Annotated in this window: 17 protein-coding genes and 1 pseudogene; 13 read left to right on the forward strand and 5 right to left on the reverse strand. The window is 52.3% G+C overall.

Annotated features, from left to right (window positions below; all coding sequences use genetic code 11):
- Positions 1-13 precede the first annotated feature (13 nt).
- The 5 genes from FBY13_RS01235 (at position 14) to FBY13_RS01255 (ending at position 5,477) form a co-directional block, all read left to right on the forward strand.
- Positions 14-1,300 carry an OmpG porin family protein gene (locus tag FBY13_RS01235; RefSeq protein WP_145393269.1) on the forward strand — a complete coding sequence of 429 codons (1,287 nt, stop codon included), beginning with the start codon at positions 14-16 and terminating at the stop codon, positions 1,298-1,300.
- A gap of 14 nt (positions 1,301-1,314) precedes the next feature.
- Entirely contained in the window at positions 1,315-2,808 is a 1,494-nt protein-coding gene (locus FBY13_RS01240; RefSeq protein WP_109716294.1) for a glycoside hydrolase family 32 protein, read from the forward strand.
- A gap of 12 nt (positions 2,809-2,820) precedes the next feature.
- Entirely contained in the window at positions 2,821-3,834 is a 1,014-nt protein-coding gene (locus tag FBY13_RS01245) for an OmpG porin family protein (protein ID WP_096010700.1), read from the forward strand.
- Positions 3,835-3,957: 123 nt separating this feature from the next.
- Positions 3,958-4,563 (forward strand): class I SAM-dependent methyltransferase, encoded by a 606-nt coding sequence (locus tag FBY13_RS01250; protein ID WP_063879499.1) that lies wholly within the window; start codon positions 3,958-3,960, stop codon positions 4,561-4,563.
- A 215-nt stretch (positions 4,564-4,778) separates the two neighbouring features.
- Positions 4,779-5,477, forward strand: a complete 699-nt coding sequence (locus FBY13_RS01255) for an RluA family pseudouridine synthase (RefSeq protein WP_145393270.1) — start codon at positions 4,779-4,781, stop codon at positions 5,475-5,477.
- A 77-nt stretch (positions 5,478-5,554) separates the two neighbouring features.
- On the opposite strand, the gene FBY13_RS01260 is transcribed toward FBY13_RS01255, so the two are convergent.
- Entirely contained in the window at positions 5,555-6,490 is a 936-nt protein-coding gene (locus tag FBY13_RS01260) for an alpha/beta fold hydrolase (protein WP_145393271.1), read from the reverse strand.
- A gap of 97 nt (positions 6,491-6,587) precedes the next feature.
- Between FBY13_RS01260 and FBY13_RS01265 the strand changes: the two genes are divergently transcribed.
- Positions 6,588-7,178 carry an ABATE domain-containing protein gene (locus tag FBY13_RS01265; protein WP_109716290.1) on the forward strand — a complete coding sequence of 197 codons (591 nt, stop codon included), beginning with the start codon at positions 6,588-6,590 and terminating at the stop codon, positions 7,176-7,178.
- Positions 7,179-7,180: 2 nt separating this feature from the next.
- Positions 7,181-7,363 carry a hypothetical protein gene (locus tag FBY13_RS01270; RefSeq protein ID WP_063879495.1) on the forward strand — a complete coding sequence of 61 codons (183 nt, stop codon included), beginning with the start codon at positions 7,181-7,183 and terminating at the stop codon, positions 7,361-7,363.
- A gap of 9 nt (positions 7,364-7,372) precedes the next feature.
- Here FBY13_RS01270 and FBY13_RS01275 read toward each other — a convergent pair whose 3' ends face one another.
- On the reverse strand, positions 7,373-7,912 hold the full coding sequence (locus FBY13_RS01275; protein ID WP_063879494.1) for a DUF2058 domain-containing protein: 540 nt from the start codon (positions 7,910-7,912) through the stop codon (positions 7,373-7,375).
- A gap of 226 nt (positions 7,913-8,138) precedes the next feature.
- Positions 8,139-8,621, reverse strand: coding sequence for a cold-shock protein (locus FBY13_RS01280; RefSeq protein ID WP_063879484.1), 483 nt, complete (start codon positions 8,619-8,621; stop codon positions 8,139-8,141).
- A gap of 293 nt (positions 8,622-8,914) precedes the next feature.
- Here FBY13_RS01280 and FBY13_RS01285 point away from each other — a divergent pair, with 293 nt between their 5' ends.
- The 5 genes from FBY13_RS01285 (at position 8,915) to FBY13_RS01305 (ending at position 13,152) form a co-directional block, all read left to right on the forward strand.
- Positions 8,915-9,580 carry a haloacid dehalogenase type II gene (locus FBY13_RS01285; RefSeq protein ID WP_063879483.1) on the forward strand — a complete coding sequence of 222 codons (666 nt, stop codon included), beginning with the start codon at positions 8,915-8,917 and terminating at the stop codon, positions 9,578-9,580.
- Between the two features lie 31 nt (positions 9,581-9,611).
- Positions 9,612-10,661 (forward strand): phosphotransferase, encoded by a 1,050-nt coding sequence (locus FBY13_RS01290; RefSeq protein WP_255474402.1) that lies wholly within the window; start codon positions 9,612-9,614, stop codon positions 10,659-10,661.
- Positions 10,662-10,675: 14 nt separating this feature from the next.
- Positions 10,676-12,043 carry an aspartate aminotransferase family protein gene (locus FBY13_RS01295; RefSeq protein WP_145393272.1) on the forward strand — a complete coding sequence of 456 codons (1,368 nt, stop codon included), beginning with the start codon at positions 10,676-10,678 and terminating at the stop codon, positions 12,041-12,043.
- A 10-nt stretch (positions 12,044-12,053) separates the two neighbouring features.
- Entirely contained in the window at positions 12,054-12,563 is a 510-nt protein-coding gene (locus FBY13_RS01300; protein ID WP_063879480.1) for an Lrp/AsnC family transcriptional regulator, read from the forward strand.
- Positions 12,564-12,762: 199 nt separating this feature from the next.
- Positions 12,763-13,152 (forward strand): hypothetical protein, encoded by a 390-nt coding sequence (locus FBY13_RS01305; RefSeq protein WP_255474403.1) that lies wholly within the window; start codon positions 12,763-12,765, stop codon positions 13,150-13,152.
- Positions 13,153-13,323: 171 nt separating this feature from the next.
- Here the strand turns inward: FBY13_RS01305 and FBY13_RS01310 are convergent.
- A pseudogene (locus FBY13_RS01310) lies at positions 13,324-14,219 on the reverse strand (LysR family transcriptional regulator).
- A gap of 153 nt (positions 14,220-14,372) precedes the next feature.
- On the opposite strand from FBY13_RS01310, the gene FBY13_RS01315 reads away from it, so the two are divergent.
- Complete coding sequence (locus FBY13_RS01315; protein WP_145393273.1) at positions 14,373-15,098, forward strand: SDR family oxidoreductase; 726 nt, start codon at positions 14,373-14,375, stop codon at positions 15,096-15,098.
- A gap of 233 nt (positions 15,099-15,331) precedes the next feature.
- Here FBY13_RS01315 and FBY13_RS01320 read toward each other — a convergent pair whose 3' ends face one another.
- Positions 15,332-16,465, reverse strand: a complete 1,134-nt coding sequence (locus tag FBY13_RS01320) for a glutathione-independent formaldehyde dehydrogenase (protein WP_145393274.1) — start codon at positions 16,463-16,465, stop codon at positions 15,332-15,334.
- Between the last annotated feature and the right edge of the window lie 337 nt (positions 16,466-16,802).

A 16,802-nucleotide genomic window follows, 5' to 3' on the forward strand; every position in this document is an offset into this window, starting at 1 on the left:
ATGAGACAGAAAAATGGATGAAATATTAACGCCGTTCCACCGGGTTAGTGTGATGAATAGAAAAAATAGGGTTTCGGGAAAAGAAACACTGGCATTGATGCTGTCATTAGCGGCCTTTCCTGCTGCAGCCGAAAACACACCGGACCCGTCAAATGTTTATACCGGGAACTATCAAAGTTATTTTCATGATGAAACGGATAATCACCCTATCCGCACGGCGCCTGCTAAAAAGGAACCTGCGCCGCCGGTCAGCCACGTTTCCTCCTCGCCGGTTACGGTTAACAGGACAGCCGAACACGCCGCATCACCCGTGCCGGCGACCTTATCCCCTGCAGGCGAAAATAACATAACCGACCCTGAACTCAGCAGTAAGGTGGCTATGCCAGCAGATGTCAGCCTGCTGCGTTTAAGACAGGAAGATCCGCCGGTTCACTGGAACAGTATTGGCCGCAATATGGAGGCTGGCGGCTTACACGGCAACATTGGCACACAGATCGAAATTGATGATGTTCGCTGGCGTGATAAGAGTAAAAACAGCGGAAAGTTTAAGCTCGCAACCATACAGGCCTTTTTAAGGCATGATGAGTTACCAAACTGGTACTTTGGTTTCTGGAATGCCCGGGAAGACAGCTATAAAGGCCAGTTCAGCAATCAGAAATACGATGCCACCAATACGATTAATGAGTTTTTTGTTGGCCATATCTTTGAAACCTGGCGAGGTAATATAGGCACAGAAGCCATGATCGGTTCCGAAACGGCCACGAAACGCTGGAAGAATCGTTTTAAAGTCTGGCAGGACCTGCGACTCAGTAATAAATGGAGTCTTGCCGGTTATGCTTATGGCGAATATCAGCCCCAGGGCAATGAACCGGGAAATGGCGATCTTGAACAATATATTTTTGAAACTGAGCCGGCTATTCAATATCGCGTGAATCCGGATATGGGATTGTATTTACGGCCTTATTATTACTATAACCGTCAGGTACGCGAAAACTGGGGTGACATTGTTGAAGTGGAATGGAAAGTAACGGCCGGGCTTTGGCGAAACTGGTATCCACTTTTAACCTCGCTGTATGTGGGCTTCGGTCAGGACAAAACCGAGAACGCCAGTAACCCCAACGAAGTTTTTTATAACGGCCGCTATAAATTTATCGGCGGCACCCTCAGCTATCCGGTGTTTGGTGAAGTCAGACTCTATGGTGAATTCAGAGCAGAATTTACGAAAGAAGACGGACTCTGGACATATAAAGGTCACTCATGGAATCCCTTTACCGTGGTTGGCGTGAATTATAACTTCTGATATTCAGGTGCAGCATGAAAAAATTAACGTTAGCGACATTCGTCGCACTGCTGACGCTTTCCGTTGGAAATACGCCAGTTTATTCACAACCCTCTAAAGAAACATTACAAAATAAAAGCATTACGCGAATTAATGGCTTTTTTCCGCGAGTGGAAGGCTCATTTATTGGCGATCCCATGCCGGTGTATAACAATGGCGAATTTGATATTTTTTATCTTAATGATGTCCGTGGCGGCAGTGACTTAGGCGTGCACGCGATTCATCTGCTGTCGAGTGCCAACTTATATGATTATCAGAACCACTCTGAAGTGATTCCCTACGTCAATAACGTTGACGACCCGGAACTGCTGTTGGGAACCGGATCGATCATTAAAGTCGGCGACACCTGGCATGCCTGGTATACCGCCCACAATGAAAACGTGTTCCCAGTGGAGTCTATTATGCACGCCACCAGTAAAGATCGTCTTCACTGGGTTAAACATCCCAATGACACCCTTCTGCCGGGCAATAAGTATCGCGGTAATGACTTCCGCGATCCTCACGTTGTCTGGATCGAAGAAAAAAAAGAATACTGGATGTTAATTACCACGCGTAGCAACGGCCGAGGGGTTATTGCCCGTTACCGCTCAACCGATTTAACAAACTGGGAAGACAGCGGTATCTTTTTTGATAATGACACTATCACCACGAACGCCAATCTCGAATGTCCGACGCTGGTGTTCTTCAACGGGCGTTGGTATCTCAGCTTTAGCGATCAGTGGCCGCTGCGTCTGACACAGTACCGTGTCGCGGATAATCCGGAAGGGCCGTGGCGAAAAACGAATAATTATGTGGTCGATGGCTCAGGTTTTTACGCGGGAAAACTGGTACGCAAAAACGACCGCTTATTCGTTTTTGGTTGGATACCCACCAAAGCAGGAAACCGTGACAGCGGCAATATTGACTGGGCAGGGAATCTGGTTGTTCACGAGTTAATCGCGGAACCTCAGGGCCAGCTCAAGAGTGTTATTCCGCAGGAATTGCAGACCGCTATCGACGCGAATCCAGGCCCGGTTACCACGCTGACAGAAAGTAAAACGCTAAAAACGACCACACAGTTCGCATCGCTACAGTCCTCTGTGTATCCGCCCCTGCCTAAACGCGCGGTGCTGACTGCCACCGTGGATATTCCCTCTGCCGGCATGGTTATGAGCTTTGGCCTTACTGACGACAGCATCAGTAAGGCCGGGCTGAACGTGGTGTTCAATAAGAGCAAAGGGAAAGTTTATTTTTTTAACTCTCCGCTGACCTCAATTCATCAGGACAATGCGGAATCCTGGGTAGATGTTCCGCTTGATGAAAAAATTGAGTTGCGCGTCCTGATACAAAACTCAATTGCTGTTTTTTACATCAACAATAAGGCGGCATTCAGTACCCGGATGTATTCCATGGAGGGGAAACCCTGGAGCATCAGCCTGCCTCAAAACGATCATTTTCACGCGACGTTGAAAATAAAAGAAATGATTTAATGGGATCGTATTATGAAAAAACATCATGCCCTGAGTATTATTTTTGCCCTGCTGTGTCCAACCCTGACCCATGCGAGCATGAGCGTCATGAAGGATTTATCAGGCACCGTTATTGCGGTCGATCCGTGGTCCTATCTGGATGAAGATATCATGTGGACCTCTGCCCGCTCATCAAACCCAGCCGGCGGTCGCGTTCATGGCCAGCTAAAAATGAAATATGCGATTGAGGATAACAACTGGCGTAACAGCCATTTTCATAACGGCAATGACTCACTCACCTTTGTGCAGGGCGTAATGCGTCATGATGCATTACCCGGCTGGTATCTGGCCTTTTCTGAAGGCCGAACCACCAATTATAACGGTACCTGGGAAGACCAGACTTACCTCAGCCAGAATCAGTGGACTCAACTTATTGTCGGCCACGAATATTTCTACAAACGTCTGCGCTACGGCTGGGATGTGATGGGCGGAAGTTCGTCTGTAGAGGACCGCTGGCAGGGGCGCGTCAAATTCTTTACCGATTTACGTTTAACAGACCGCCTCTCATTTTTTAATTATCTTTATCAGCAAATCGATCACCGCCGCAGTGGCGGTTCACAAAATGATCGTGATGTGCGTTCATTCCAGATTGAGCCGGGTGTGCAATATATCATCAACAACACAACGGGCATCTGGTTTCGCCAACAATTCGCCTCGGGAATTTTAGACAGAGAACAATGGGGCGATATAGACGAAAAAAGCTGGACCACATCCGTAGGCGTCTGGCATAACTGGGGAAAACTCTCTACAACCCTCAGCGGGGGATATGGACATTATAAGAAAAATAATGCCCAACCTGAGGATGGTGAAATATTCCAGAACACCCGCAGTCGGTTCCTGAAAGTGTCGATGAATTATCCGCTGACTACGCGCTTTACTGTTTCTGGCGAAGTCACGGGGGCATTGAAAAATCAGAGTGGCAGTTGGGTCACTCAAGGCGATGCGATCACTACCCGTTACACGTTGATGCTGGATTATAATTTTTAAACAGGGGCGTAAATCATTCGCGGTGTAAGGGAACGGATCGTGTTATTCGACACAGCCGGACTTACGCCGCGAACCTGATCACGATAGTGATAATGATGATAACTCTGAGGTTACGGAGAGATGATGGATAATGAGGCGTTCAGGTCAGTAATATCACTGTATGAAAGAAACGCTGCCGCATTTGCAAAACTGCGCGCCACCAACCTGTCAGAAAAACCCTGGCTGGACAGATTCCTCCATCATGTTCGTCCCAACGGACATATTCTGGATCTGGGATGTGGCAATGGAACGCCGATTGCCGGGTATCTGCTGAGCCGTGGGTTCCGTGTGACAGGCATTGACAGCTCGCCTTCAATGATTGCCCGCTGCAAAGAAACCTTTCCTGAACACACCTGGCAAGTGGCGGATATGCGGGAGCTGCAGTTGGGGCATCGTTTCGATGGTATTCTTGCCTGGGACAGTTTTTTTCATCTCACCCGTGCCGATCAGCGGCAGATGTTTGCCATTTTTTCTGCGCATGCCAGTAAGGGCACCGCACTGATGTTTAACGCTGGCCCGGCGGACGGCGAAGCCATAGGTGAATTTCAGGGTGAGCCGCTTTATCATTCCAGCCTGTCGCCGCTTGAATACGCGTCACTCCTGCAACAGTACGATTTCCATATTGTGCATCATGTTGTCGAGGATCAGCAGTGCAATGGCCGGACATTATGGCTCGCAGCTAAAGATTAATCCTCCCGTTGCCACCCACAACAGCCCTTGTTCGTCGCGTTCTCGCCAGCATCGTGTGTGAGTCTGCGCCAGCAGGCTGATGCCGTCTTATCAGCAAGGGCCTCATTAATCGCATTAATATAAGCCTGTGGCTGTCGGGTTCTGCAACCAGCCCCATTCGCCTGACCGTTAATAATTCGCTATCATCCCTCCCTGCTCACTCCTCAGGCTTACTGATGTCTACGATCGTTGATACTTTTATTGCTCCGCCGTGCCACGAGGCGATAAACATTCTCTATGAGGATGACCATCTGGTGCTGATCGACAAGCCCAGTGGACTACTGAGCCTGTCGGGTAAAAACCCACAAAACCTGGACTCGGTACATCATCGCCTGGTGCAACTGTTTCCTGGTTGCACACTGGTTCACCGGCTGGATTTTGGCACCTCGGGGCTGATGGTCGTGGCGCGAAATAAAACCATTAACGCCGCGCTTTGCCAGCAATTCAGCGCGCGCGCCGTCACCAAGCAATACAGCGCGCTGCTGTGCGGTCATGTAACGGATGAGCAAGGTGTGATTGATGCCCCCATTGCCAAAGATGCGGCCAGCTTTCCACGGATGTCGATTTGCCCGCGCCATGGCAAACCAGCCCGGTCTGGTTACCAGGTTACTGAACGTTTATATCAGAAACGGGATGACGCCACGGCCCTTCCCCTGACCCGGGTGACGCTGACCCCGGAAACCGGGCGCACGCATCAGCTACGTATTCACTGCCAGCTGTTGGGTCATCCGATTCTGGGCTGTGATCTCTATGGCGGTCTTGATCTGCCGGGTACGCAGCAGACGCCGCGGCTCATGCTTCATGCCAGTGAACTGCACTTTGTCCATCCCGTCAGTGGCACGCCGTTTCACGCTCGCTGCCCCAGCCCGTTTTAACGTACGTTAATCACACCGCTGGCCCGGCCGCCTTGCACTGCGCGGCACCGTCTCTTCGCATCGCACCGGATATCGGCTTATTTCAGCCGTAAGTTGTCCAGAAAGTCTGCGATCACGCTTGCAATCACCTGGCCGTGCGTTTCGAGCGCGAAGTGTCCGGTATCAAATAAACGAATGTCCGCCGCAGGCAGATCCCGTTTCCACGCACGTGCGCCAGCAGGCAGGAAGAAGGGATCGTTCTTTCCCCACACCGCTAACAATGGCGGCTGAGACTGGCGGAAGTAGTTCTGGAACACCGGATACATAGCAACATTTGACGCGTAATCCAGCAGCAGATCGAGTTGAATGTCCGCGTTACCCGGCCGCAGAATTTGCAGCCCTTCAAGCGTGTAACCATCGGGTGAGACACGACTTTTATCCGGCACGCCCTCAAGATATTGCCATTTAATGGAAGCGGGCGTTGGGAAGTCTTGCAGCGCATTGCGGTTCTCCTGAGTCGGTTCCTGCCAGTAGCGCTGAATCGGTTTCCAGCCCTCTCCCAGCCCTTCCTCGTAGGCGTTACCGTTCTGAGAAATAATGGCCGTGATCCGCTCCGGATGACTGACGGCAAGCCGCCAGCCGACAGGTGCGCCGTAGTCGTGCACCATCAGTGCATAGTTATTCAGCCTGAGCTGCTGTGTTAACTGTTCGATAGTGATCGCCAGTTGCTCGAAGGTGTAAGCGTACGCGTCCCGCGCGGGCGCTTCGGTAAATCCGAATGCAGGCAGGTCGGGAGCGATCACGTGATAGCGCCCGGCCAGTTGTGGAATCAGGTCTCTGAACATAAATGATGACCCCGCAAAGCCATGCAGTAACAGTATTGTTGGCCTGCTGGCATCGCCCGCTTCGCGATAAAACACCTTGACGTCGCCGACCTGCTCGTAGCGGTATTTTACGCCATCCAGTTGCTGTGCATCGTTAACGTCGTGCGTACGCAAACTGTCTGTCGTCGTAATGGATTTTGAAGCCGCCATGATGTTTCCTTATGATGTAACCGTTAAAGTTGTTATTTGAAGGTTACGATCTTATTTGCTAACCTGTCAAATATGTTTTTAACAGTTACAGGCAGCTATGAATCCTGATCTCAACACCCACGACTTCCTTTTCCTGGCGGATAACCTCGCACTGGACTTTATCAATAGTGAATACGGCGTGGACGAGCAGCGACATGACGGTTTCAGCGACGATCGACGCGTGATGCGCTGGCTGGAGATGGCAGGGATCTGGCCGGATGGCGCGCCTTTGCAGGCATCTGATGGGCTGTTACATGAAGCGCGGGCGCTGCGCCATAGTGCACGTGCATTAGTCGATGCTGCGATGAATGGCTTATCTGCGGACCTGACCGTTCTTAACAGGCTCTATAAGGACGGGCGCCCGACGGAGCGACTGGCGTGGGATGATGACGCGCAGCGATACCAGATCGCGGTTAGCCATGAGGAGATAAGTACAGCTACCCTGCTTTGGCCCGTGGTCAACGCACTGGTCGAGCTTGTTGTCAGTGACAGCTTTACGTACGTGCGCCAGTGTGAAGCACATGACTGTATCCTGCTTTTCCATGACCTCAGTAAATCGCACCGCCGCCGCTGGTGCAGCATGGCGACCTGTGGCAATCGCATGAAAGTCGCGGCGTTTCGATCCCGAAAGCGATCGGATCAGGCTTGATTATGTATCCCGGCTCGCCTGAGGATGCCGGGACGATGTTATCGATGCTCAATACCGATAAATGCGCGGTCAACCTGGCCCAGGGTAATGCGCCCTGCCGCCGCCGTCCGAGCGGCAAACGGCGCGAGCCCTGCGGCGAGAGTGCACAGCACTTTGCTGCAAGGCTCAGCGGTTATCCCGCCTGATTGCAGTCATTACCACATCAGATCATCGGGTACTTTGAAATCAGCATAAGGATCATCTTCATCCTGCGCTTCCTGACTCAGCGCACTGTTTAAGACGATACTGTTCGCATCACGTTGGGCAATTTTATCGGCAACGCTCGCGGGGATAATGGCGTAATGACTCTCTTCGCTGTTGTCTGCCTGCAAACGCGCAATCGCCAGACGGCCACTAATAAGCTGTGACTGGGTCAGCTTATCGACCATTATCTTTTTAATCAGATTATTATCGGTGAAGTTAAAACCAATATTGCCTTTAGAAATGTCGATTTTATTCATTTCGATCAGCTGCTTCACCTGCGCCTTATATTCTTTTGAAAGCGCGGCCTGCCGGTGTTGTTCATTGAGCTGTTTGTCGCGTTCAAGCTGGGCTTTTTTGTTTTCTTCCACAGCTTCGCGCGCCTCGCGGGCCTGAACACGCGATTTTTTGGCCGTTCTCTGAACCTTGTCCATTTTCTTACTGGTGACCAATCCTGCTTTTAACAGCTGCTCTTGTAAGGTGAGTTTTGCCATCTTCGTCTCTGAATCTGATAAGGAATGGGCGGGATTATACCTGAGGCGGTGTCAGATTGCAGACGCTGATGTGGTGCGCGCTTAAGATCGGAGAGTCAGTTTTACATGTGTAGCGGGTTACTGCGATTCTCCTGGTGTGAAGGGTGTCGTTGTCGATGCCACCGGAATGCTTACAGGCTGCCAGTGCCTTGTTGAGAAAGGCGCTGGCAGTTCTGGCCCGAAGCTGTCAGACCTTGAGCAGTTTCACCGTGGCATCGATATCAATCTCATCCTCAGAGAAGATTAAGGTCGCCCCCTGAAAAGTGGTGATCGCCAGTTTCTTCAGCGTACGCATCTCATCGGCCTGGTCGGCTGATTTGGGTTTGATATTGTTCATCAGAATGCCCACAGACAGCACCGTATTTTCTTTATCAATGCGGCTACTGGCAGGGACTTCTTCGCTGTAAACCACAAAAGACTTAATGGCGGTAAGCTTAAGCCGCTCGCCCGCAATGAAGATGTATTTGCTTTCCGGCAGGACTTTCACCGCATAGGCCGACAGCCCTTTATTGTTCGTGGTGGGCTCAAAGGTGACCGACGCATCTTTCTTAATCAGATCAGGGTTGGCGACCTTAATCACGTGAAAATAGCGGTTATCGCCGTTTTCATCTTTTATAAAGCCAAAGCCTTTATCCTGAAACCAGGTTGTGATTGTTCCATTCATCGCCATTACCACCTACCTAATCGTTAATCTACTCAATTTTTTCAGCGCGCAGTGTAAAACACAATGCAGGCACAAACTACGCCTTTGGGCTAAGTCGGGCTGATAAATTTCTGCGTTGCCGGTGGGCGGCCCCGGGGAACGACGCTGACGAAGCCATCGGGGCATGATTAACGCTATGCGGATAATGCCGCGTGCTATGGCGAATTGAGCAAAAACCACTCCATTCAGTGGTCAATAAGAAATTATCTGTTCGCTCACCACGATATACTTCTTTTATACAAATGAAAGGGGTTAATCACATGATTTATAAACCAAAATTTATCAGCTTCGATTGCTATGGAACGCTAATTAATTTTGAAATGGGACCGACAGCAAAGACACTTTTTGCCGATCGCATCGCAGAACAGCGGATGCCCGCCTTTCTTGAAAGCTTTCGTTTCTATCGTCTTGATGAAGTGCTGGGCGACTGGAAGCCCTTTTTCCAGGTGGTGGAAAACGCCATTCAGCGGGCCTGTAAAGCTCATGATGTGGACTACCGCGATACTGACGCGCAGGCTCTCTATGACGCCGTGCCCACCTGGCAGCCGCATCCTCACGTTGTGGAAACGCTGGAACTGATATCCCAACATTTTCCTTTAGTGATCCTGTCGAATTCGATGACCGATCTTATCCCACACAGCGTCGCCCATCTCAAAGCGCCCTTTCATGCTGTCTATACCGCAGAAGAGGCGCGTGCCTATAAGCCGCGTGCGCAGATTTTTGAATACATGTTTGACCAACTGGGCTGCGGGCCAGAACACATCATGCACTGCTCCTCCAGCTTCCGTTATGACCTGATGACGGCATCCGACCTCGGTTTTATGGGCAAAGCATTTATCGATCGTGGGCATGAACCCGCCGTCGACGGCTATGGCGTTGAACGGCTCACCAACTTCCGCCAGCTTGCCGGTCTGTTGGGCCTTTGATTTGTCTCCAAAGACGGTAAAGCGAGGGAAAATGATGCTTGATGAACACACCAACCCTGCTGTCGCATTGAGCACAGCCGCGCCGGCCCTCTCACTTCCGGCCATTCAATCTTTAGTGTCTGAAATGTATGGCATTGAGGGCAACATTCGGCCACTGGCCAGTGAGCGCGATCAGAACTGTTGCATCGAGCAGGCAGACGGCACGCGCTATGTGTTGAAGATCAGTAATCCCTCTGAAGCGCTGTCGATTGTGGATTTCCAGATTAAGGCGCTCAACCATGTCGCTGAGGTTGCACCCGACCTGCTGATTCCGCGTGTTGTGCGGACGCGCAAAGGACAAGATTGTGACAACGTCACTCTTGCTGATGGTGCAAAAACCACTGTCAGGATGCTGACCTATCTGGACGGGATGCAGGTTAAGGACACGGACCGAACGCCTGCACAACGTCGTGCCATGGGCACCTGCCTGGCCCAACTCGATCTGGCTTTACAGGGTTTCACACATCCTGCCGCCAGCCATGATCTACTGTGGAACGTTTCTGCCGCACATCGTCTGATGGATAAACTGGAAGAACTCGTCGACCCCACGCGCCGCAGGCTGGCGGAGAAATTTATGACGCGTTTCACCACGCACGTCCTGCCGCGCCTGTCGGCAATCAGGGCGCAGGTCATCCATAACGATTTTCACCTCTACAACGTGATGGTGGCGCCAGAGGAACAGGACCGCATTACGGGGATTATCGATTTTGGCGACATGCTTTATGCCCCACTGGTGGGCGAAGTCGCGACCGCTGCGGCCTTTCAAATGTCAGGCCAGCCCGATCCGTTTGAAGGCGCAGCCCAGTTCGTGGGTGCCTATCACAAAACGCTCCCGCTCAACGACATGGAGCAAGACATCGTTACCGATCTGATGGCCACCCGTCATCTGATTACCGTCCTGATTACCGAATGGCGCGCGGTCCGCTATCCCCATAACCGCGCCTATATCATGCGTCATAATCCAGCCGCCTGGGAGGCGCTGTCCTTCATGGCGGATCTGTCTCGCGATGCGGCACGTGACCGATTGCTGACTGAACTCTGAAACGGGAGAAATTAATGAAAAGCACCACCGATCTTAATATGGTAAACGCCTATATCCCCGGTCAGGCCGACGTGGGACCGGAAACGGCCGCGATGATCGAAAGGCGCGATGCGCTGTTGGGTCCGGCTTATCGTCTGATGTACGAGCATCCCTTACACATCGTGCGCGGTGAAGGCGTGTGGCTTATCGATCCTGAAGGCCGTCGCTACCTGGACATTTATAACAATGTGACCTCACTTGGGCATTGTCATCCTGCCGTCACCGAGGCCATTTGTCAGCAGGTTAAAACCCTCGCGACGAATACCCGCTACCTGCACGACACCATTCTGGAACTGGCCGAACGTCTGCTGGCGACCGTGCCGGAAACGGCGCTTGCGCATCTGATGCTAACCTGCACAGGCAGTGAAGCCAACGATCTGGCCTACCGTATTGCCAAAATACGGACCGGCGGCACCGGCATCATCGTGACCGAAACTGCTTACCATGGCATCACGGACGCGGTTTCTCAGTTCTCACCCTCGCTGGGCACCTCGGTTGACCTTGGGCCTCATGTGCGTCTGGTGCCCGCGCCCCGTCTCTACCATGCCGAGGGGGCCGATCTCGGCGAGCGCTTCACGCGTGATGTCGAAAACGCCATTGCCGATCTGCAGCGCCACGGCATTAAGCCCGCCGCACTGATCGTCGATTCGCTGTTTACCAGCGATGGCATCCTGCCTGGCACAGCGGGTTTCCTGAAAGGCGCGGTCGATGCCATCAAACAGGCCGGAGGATTGTTTATTGCCGACGAGGTGCAGCCTGGCTTCGGACGCACGGGCGAAAACATGTGGGGCTTTCAGCGTCACAACGTCATCCCGGACATCGTTACGCTGGGCAAACCGATGGGCAACGGTCAACCGATTGCCGGGCTGCTGGCCACGGCTGACGTTCTGGCAGAGTTCGGTCAACGCGCCCGTTATTTCAATACGTTTGCGGGCAATACGGTCTCCTGTGCCGCCGCGCTGGCCGTCCTGAAAACCATTGAACAGGATGACCTGATTGCCCATGCCCGCAAGGTAGGCACAATTCTGCTTGATGGCATTACCGCCCTCAGTCACAAGCATGAAGCCATCGGCGATGTGCGTGGCGCGGGCCTCTTTGTTGGCGTGGAACTGGTTTCCGATCGCCCTTCCCGTACCCCGGACCGCTGGCTAACCAGTCAGGTGGTGAACAGAATGCGCCAGAAAGGTGTCTTGCTGAGTGCATGCGCAATGGGACATAACGTGCTGAAGATTCGTCCGCCCCTGGTGTTGACGGCGGAACAGGCGCAAATGATAATCGAGGTACTCGATCAGTCGTTAACGGAAGCGACTGCCGCCAGGGCGTCACAGCCCATTCCGAGGTAATCACCTGTCTATGTCACATCCTAAGCCTCTCGATCGTACTGATATCAGAATACTTGAGCATCTTCAGCGCGAGGGGCGTTGTTCAATAGTTGAACTGGCTGAGGCGATTAGCCTCAGCCCCAGTCCCTGTTTAGCGCGTACCCGGCGCCTGGAACAAAGCGGCATTATTTCGGGTTACGCCGCCAGGGTCACGCTGAACAAACTGGGCAACAATCTGGTGGTGTTTTCCGAGATCACGCTCAACAGCCATTATCCTGCCGATTTTATTAAATTTGAATCCGGCGCCTGTCAGTACCGGGAGATCGTGGAGTGCTATAACATCAGCGGTGGCTACGACTATCTGTTGAAAATCATCGCTCCCAATTTATACAAGTTTCAGGACCTGATGGAGCGTTTGCTGGAAGATGAGATTGGCATAGCAAAATTCGCCAGCCGCGTGGTACTTCGGCAACCCTGGCAGTGGCGCGAGGAGCCGCTAACCGAGATTGCGACCGGCCAGACAAGCTGGAAGCAAGGCTAACGGCGCGCCCGACATCAGGCAGCGTTTTTTACTCGCCAGATCATCCATTGCAGGCTCCGGTGGGCAAAGCCAGAAACTCAACAAACGACGCGCCTTCACCGTTCGCGCCTGTGCCGACAGAGACGCTTTACCTCAACGTATTACTGATGCAGCACAGAAAATGGCTATCCCGATGTATAACCTCTGAACGGTGTGGGAAATGATCATGCGACTTGAACTGGCTGTCCTGCTATTTACAGGTTCAACCGCAGCCCTGGCAGCAGCACCTGCCGACGATGTCTGGCAAACTTACATGGCTGAACTCACCCGGCAGTGCCCGTCTAAGCACCTGGAATGGCTCGCTCCGGCTGATATTCGCGATGCGCTTGATGATTACAAATCACATCTGAATACCGATTTACAGCATGCGATGACGGCTTCTGAACATCACCGCTGCCAGGGCGTTTCGGCAGGTGCGACATGTGACAATAGCGGTGACCTGGATATCGCGCAGAAAAACGCTCTCATCCCCTCTGTGGCGGCCTCTTTTTGTCACCGCTTTGTGAGGTGCAGCAAGCAATCGGACTGCGATAGCCAGAGCGCACCCTGACGCAGTCTTAAAATTTACTGCGCTTCCCCTGTTAACCCCGACCGTACGGTTTGGTATTAACCCAGCTGGTCGCTCAAGACATCGCCCTTAAAACGCTAAATCTGCCTGCGCCTTAGCCTGTTCGCGAGCATGGCCCGGCGCACTTGCTGCATCGCATCACGACATGAATCGTTAGCACCTGCCTTCATCCGCAAATCCCTCGCGCTCCTCTTTTAGAAAATCAACAAATGCGCGCAAGGGCGCAGACATAAACCGGCTGGGAAAATAGAGCCACGGCCCCTCAAAAGCAGGCCACCATGCTTCGAGTAACGGATAGAGTTCGCCTGTTTCAAAGTGAGGCTGAAGCCAGTTTTCAAACGTCGCGATAATGCCCTGACCTTTTATTGCCAGATCGATCGCCCCCGACACACCATTGACCCCGATAGTCAGACGTCCGGGCGCATCGACGCGGACAGTTTCTCCGTTATGCGCAAACTCCCATGGGATCAGCGCGCCACTGGAATATCGCAGGCGAATGCAGTCAAGTTCCGTTAACCTGGCGGGATGTGAGCGGCGAGATAAGCCGGTGACGCCGCCAGCGCTAAACGCTGTTGACGAGGACCGATGGGAATGGCAATGGCATCCTGGACAAGGTGCTCGCCATAACGTATTCCCGCATCGCAGCCTTCCGATGTGGCTTCGATGAGGCGATCATCGACCATGATTTCCACCTGTAAGCGCGGATGACGAGCAAGAAACCGATCAATCAGCGCGGGAAGGATATCCACCATGACGGCACCCGTGACGTTCAGTTTAAGCACCCCGCGCACCGCCTGCTGAGAGCTGGCAACGTCGTTCAGTATGCTCCGCATTTCGCTGAGGAGTGGCGACATACGTTCGGACAACATCCGGCCGGCTTCAGTCGGCGTTACGCTGCGCGTCGTGCGGATAAAAAGCGGCACGCCAAGGCTCAGCTCAAGCGCGGTCACCCTTTCACTGACGGTTGAGGGAGACAGCCCCAGCTTTTTGGCTGCCGCACGAAAGCCCTTAGCGTTAAACACTGCCAGAAAAATCGATAAATCGTTCATCTACGCGGCCTACGATTGTTCGCCATTTCGATCAGGTTATTCGTATTAGCCTCTGTTATCAAACAGCATTGCCTGGGCTATAAATGCTGAACACGCCCGGTAATGCGTTTAGCGGGGCCATATCACCAGCAGAGATAACTGAGGCAGCAGAAAATGACCAACAAAAGTGTTCTTATCACCGGCGCGAACAAAAGCATTGGATTTGAGACGGCCAGGCAACTGGGCTTACTGGGTTATAAGGTCTGGTTGGCTTGTCGTGACGAGCAGCTTGGCCACGCAGCGCTGAACACCCTCGCCGCAGAAGGGCTGGATGTGCATCTGACGGTGATGGATGTGACCCAGGCCGCCAGCGTTCAGGCGGCGGCTGAACAGGTACTGAAGTCAGATGGAAAACTGGATATTCTTATCAACAATGCTGGCATTGCCGGGATTCAACCTGTCGCCCCCAGCGAGCAGCCAGTCAGCGATATTATGGCGGTGTATAACACTAACGTTTTTGGTGCCATCAGCGTGACCCAGTGTTTTATTCCGTTACTTAAACTCGCGCCTCAGGCCAGAGTGATTATGGTGAGTAGCGGGCTGGGATCGCTGGCGTGGGTCGCCGATCGGGCACATCCCTATTCACGCGTCCAGGCAATGGGTTATACCAGTTCGAAAACGGCGATGAATGGCGTGACCGTGGCATTTGCTCATGAACTGACTGCGTTTGGCATTAGCGTAAACGCCGTCGACCCAGGCTACACCGCCACCGATTTTAATGGGCATACCGGCTACAGAACGGTTGAGGAAGCGGCCGATGGCATTGTCTGGCTTGCCGATCAGGCTCCCCAGGCGATGACTGCGGGTTTCTTTTTTGATCGAAACCGCGCGCCCTGGTAATCGCCCTTTCAGTCACCTTGTCGGTTAGAAGAATCTCACGCTTTTCGCCCTGGAAGCGATCCGCGCATCATGCTCATGGATGGAGCTTACCTTCAGCTAAGGCTTTCAATGCCGACAGGTCTGATTGACTGATAAAGAAGGGTTTTCATTTAGAGGCTGAACGCCCGCAGTCTGGTTCACGCGCACTTGGGCGTACTCACCAGACCGGGGCAATCATGGTAATGACGAACGACTTAAGGTTTTAAAATCACTTTTGTCCAACCGCTGTCGCGATCGTCAAAGTGCTTATAGCCTTCTGCCGCTTCAGACAGTTTTAAGCGATGCGAGATAATCTGCCCTGGATTCGCTTTATCCTGCGAAATCAGTCGTGCAAGCTGGCGGTTATAAGCTTTAACATTCGCCTGGCCGGTACGGATGGATTGTCCTTTGAACCAGAAACTACCAAAGTCAAAAGGCATTTTGCCCTCTTTCGCCAGATCAGTCGCTGCACCCGGGTCCTGTGGAACAAACACGCCCACCACGCCAATACCGCCCGTGGCTTTTGTTGAGGCAACCAGGCTGTTCATCGTGTCAGAATTGTCTTCAACACCATGTTTGTTGCAGCACTGATAGCCCACACATTCACAACCGCAATCGGTGCCGCGACCATCGGTGAGATCGAGAATCTTATTTACCGCATCAGCCCCCGTGGCATTAATGGCAATCGCACCGATTTTTTCCGCCAGTGCCAGCCTGTCGGCATGCGTATCGACAACATAGACCTCCGATGCGCCTTTGATAATGGCCGAATGCGCTGCCATGAGTCCCACCGGGCCAGCACCGTAAATAGCCACACTTTCACCAGCTTTTAAGCCCGCAAGCTCTGTGGCGTGCCAGCCGGTCGGGAAAATGTCGGACAGCATGACGTAATCATCTTCCTTCTCAACCGCATCAGGCGGTAATACCAGGCAGTTAAAATCGGCAAAGGGGACGCGAAGCAACTCGGCCTGACCGCCTTCCCAACTGCCCATTTCGGCAAAGCCATAGGCAGCGCCAGCAGTACCAGGGTTGGCTGTCAGACAGTATCCCGTCAGGCCTTTCTCACAGTTTTCGCAGAATCCACAGCCTACGTTGAACGGCAGGCAGACATAGTCACCTACGCTGATTCGCTCTACGCCACTGCCAATTTCAACCACCTGCCCCAAATTTTCATGCCCTAAAATACGGCCCTGCTCGAAGCTGGTGCGTCCTTCATACATGTGAAGATCTGAGCCGCAGATATTGGTGGTGGTGATGCGAACCAGAACATCGGTGGGGCGGACAATTTTGGCATCGGGCACATCTTTAACTGAAACATCAAAGGATCCGTTATAAACGACTGCTTTCATACTCTTTCCTCTCGGGTCATTGATGATTCTGCGTTAGCGTTTCCTTATTCACAGGACATGGCAATACAGAATCAGCGTTATCTGGCTTATTCATTCGGCCTTTGGCGGATAATAAAGTTACTGCGAAGGTAATGCGGTTTTTCTTAAAAAAGCATTTCAACCAAAACAAAATTAATTATCGACAAAGAAATTTACGCCTGTAAAAAAAGGCATTTTCAGACTATTCCGGCCTGATTTATCACAAATAATAATATGGTCGCTTGAAATGATGGCAGTGCCAGTCAATCAGGTAGTTATAAATTGCATTCGCCGTCTTATTTGCTTTTAATCACCTTTC

This window comes from Pantoea sp. SJZ147, assembly GCF_007828605.1.
GTDB lineage: Bacteria > Pseudomonadota > Gammaproteobacteria > Enterobacterales > Enterobacteriaceae > Pantoea > Pantoea allii.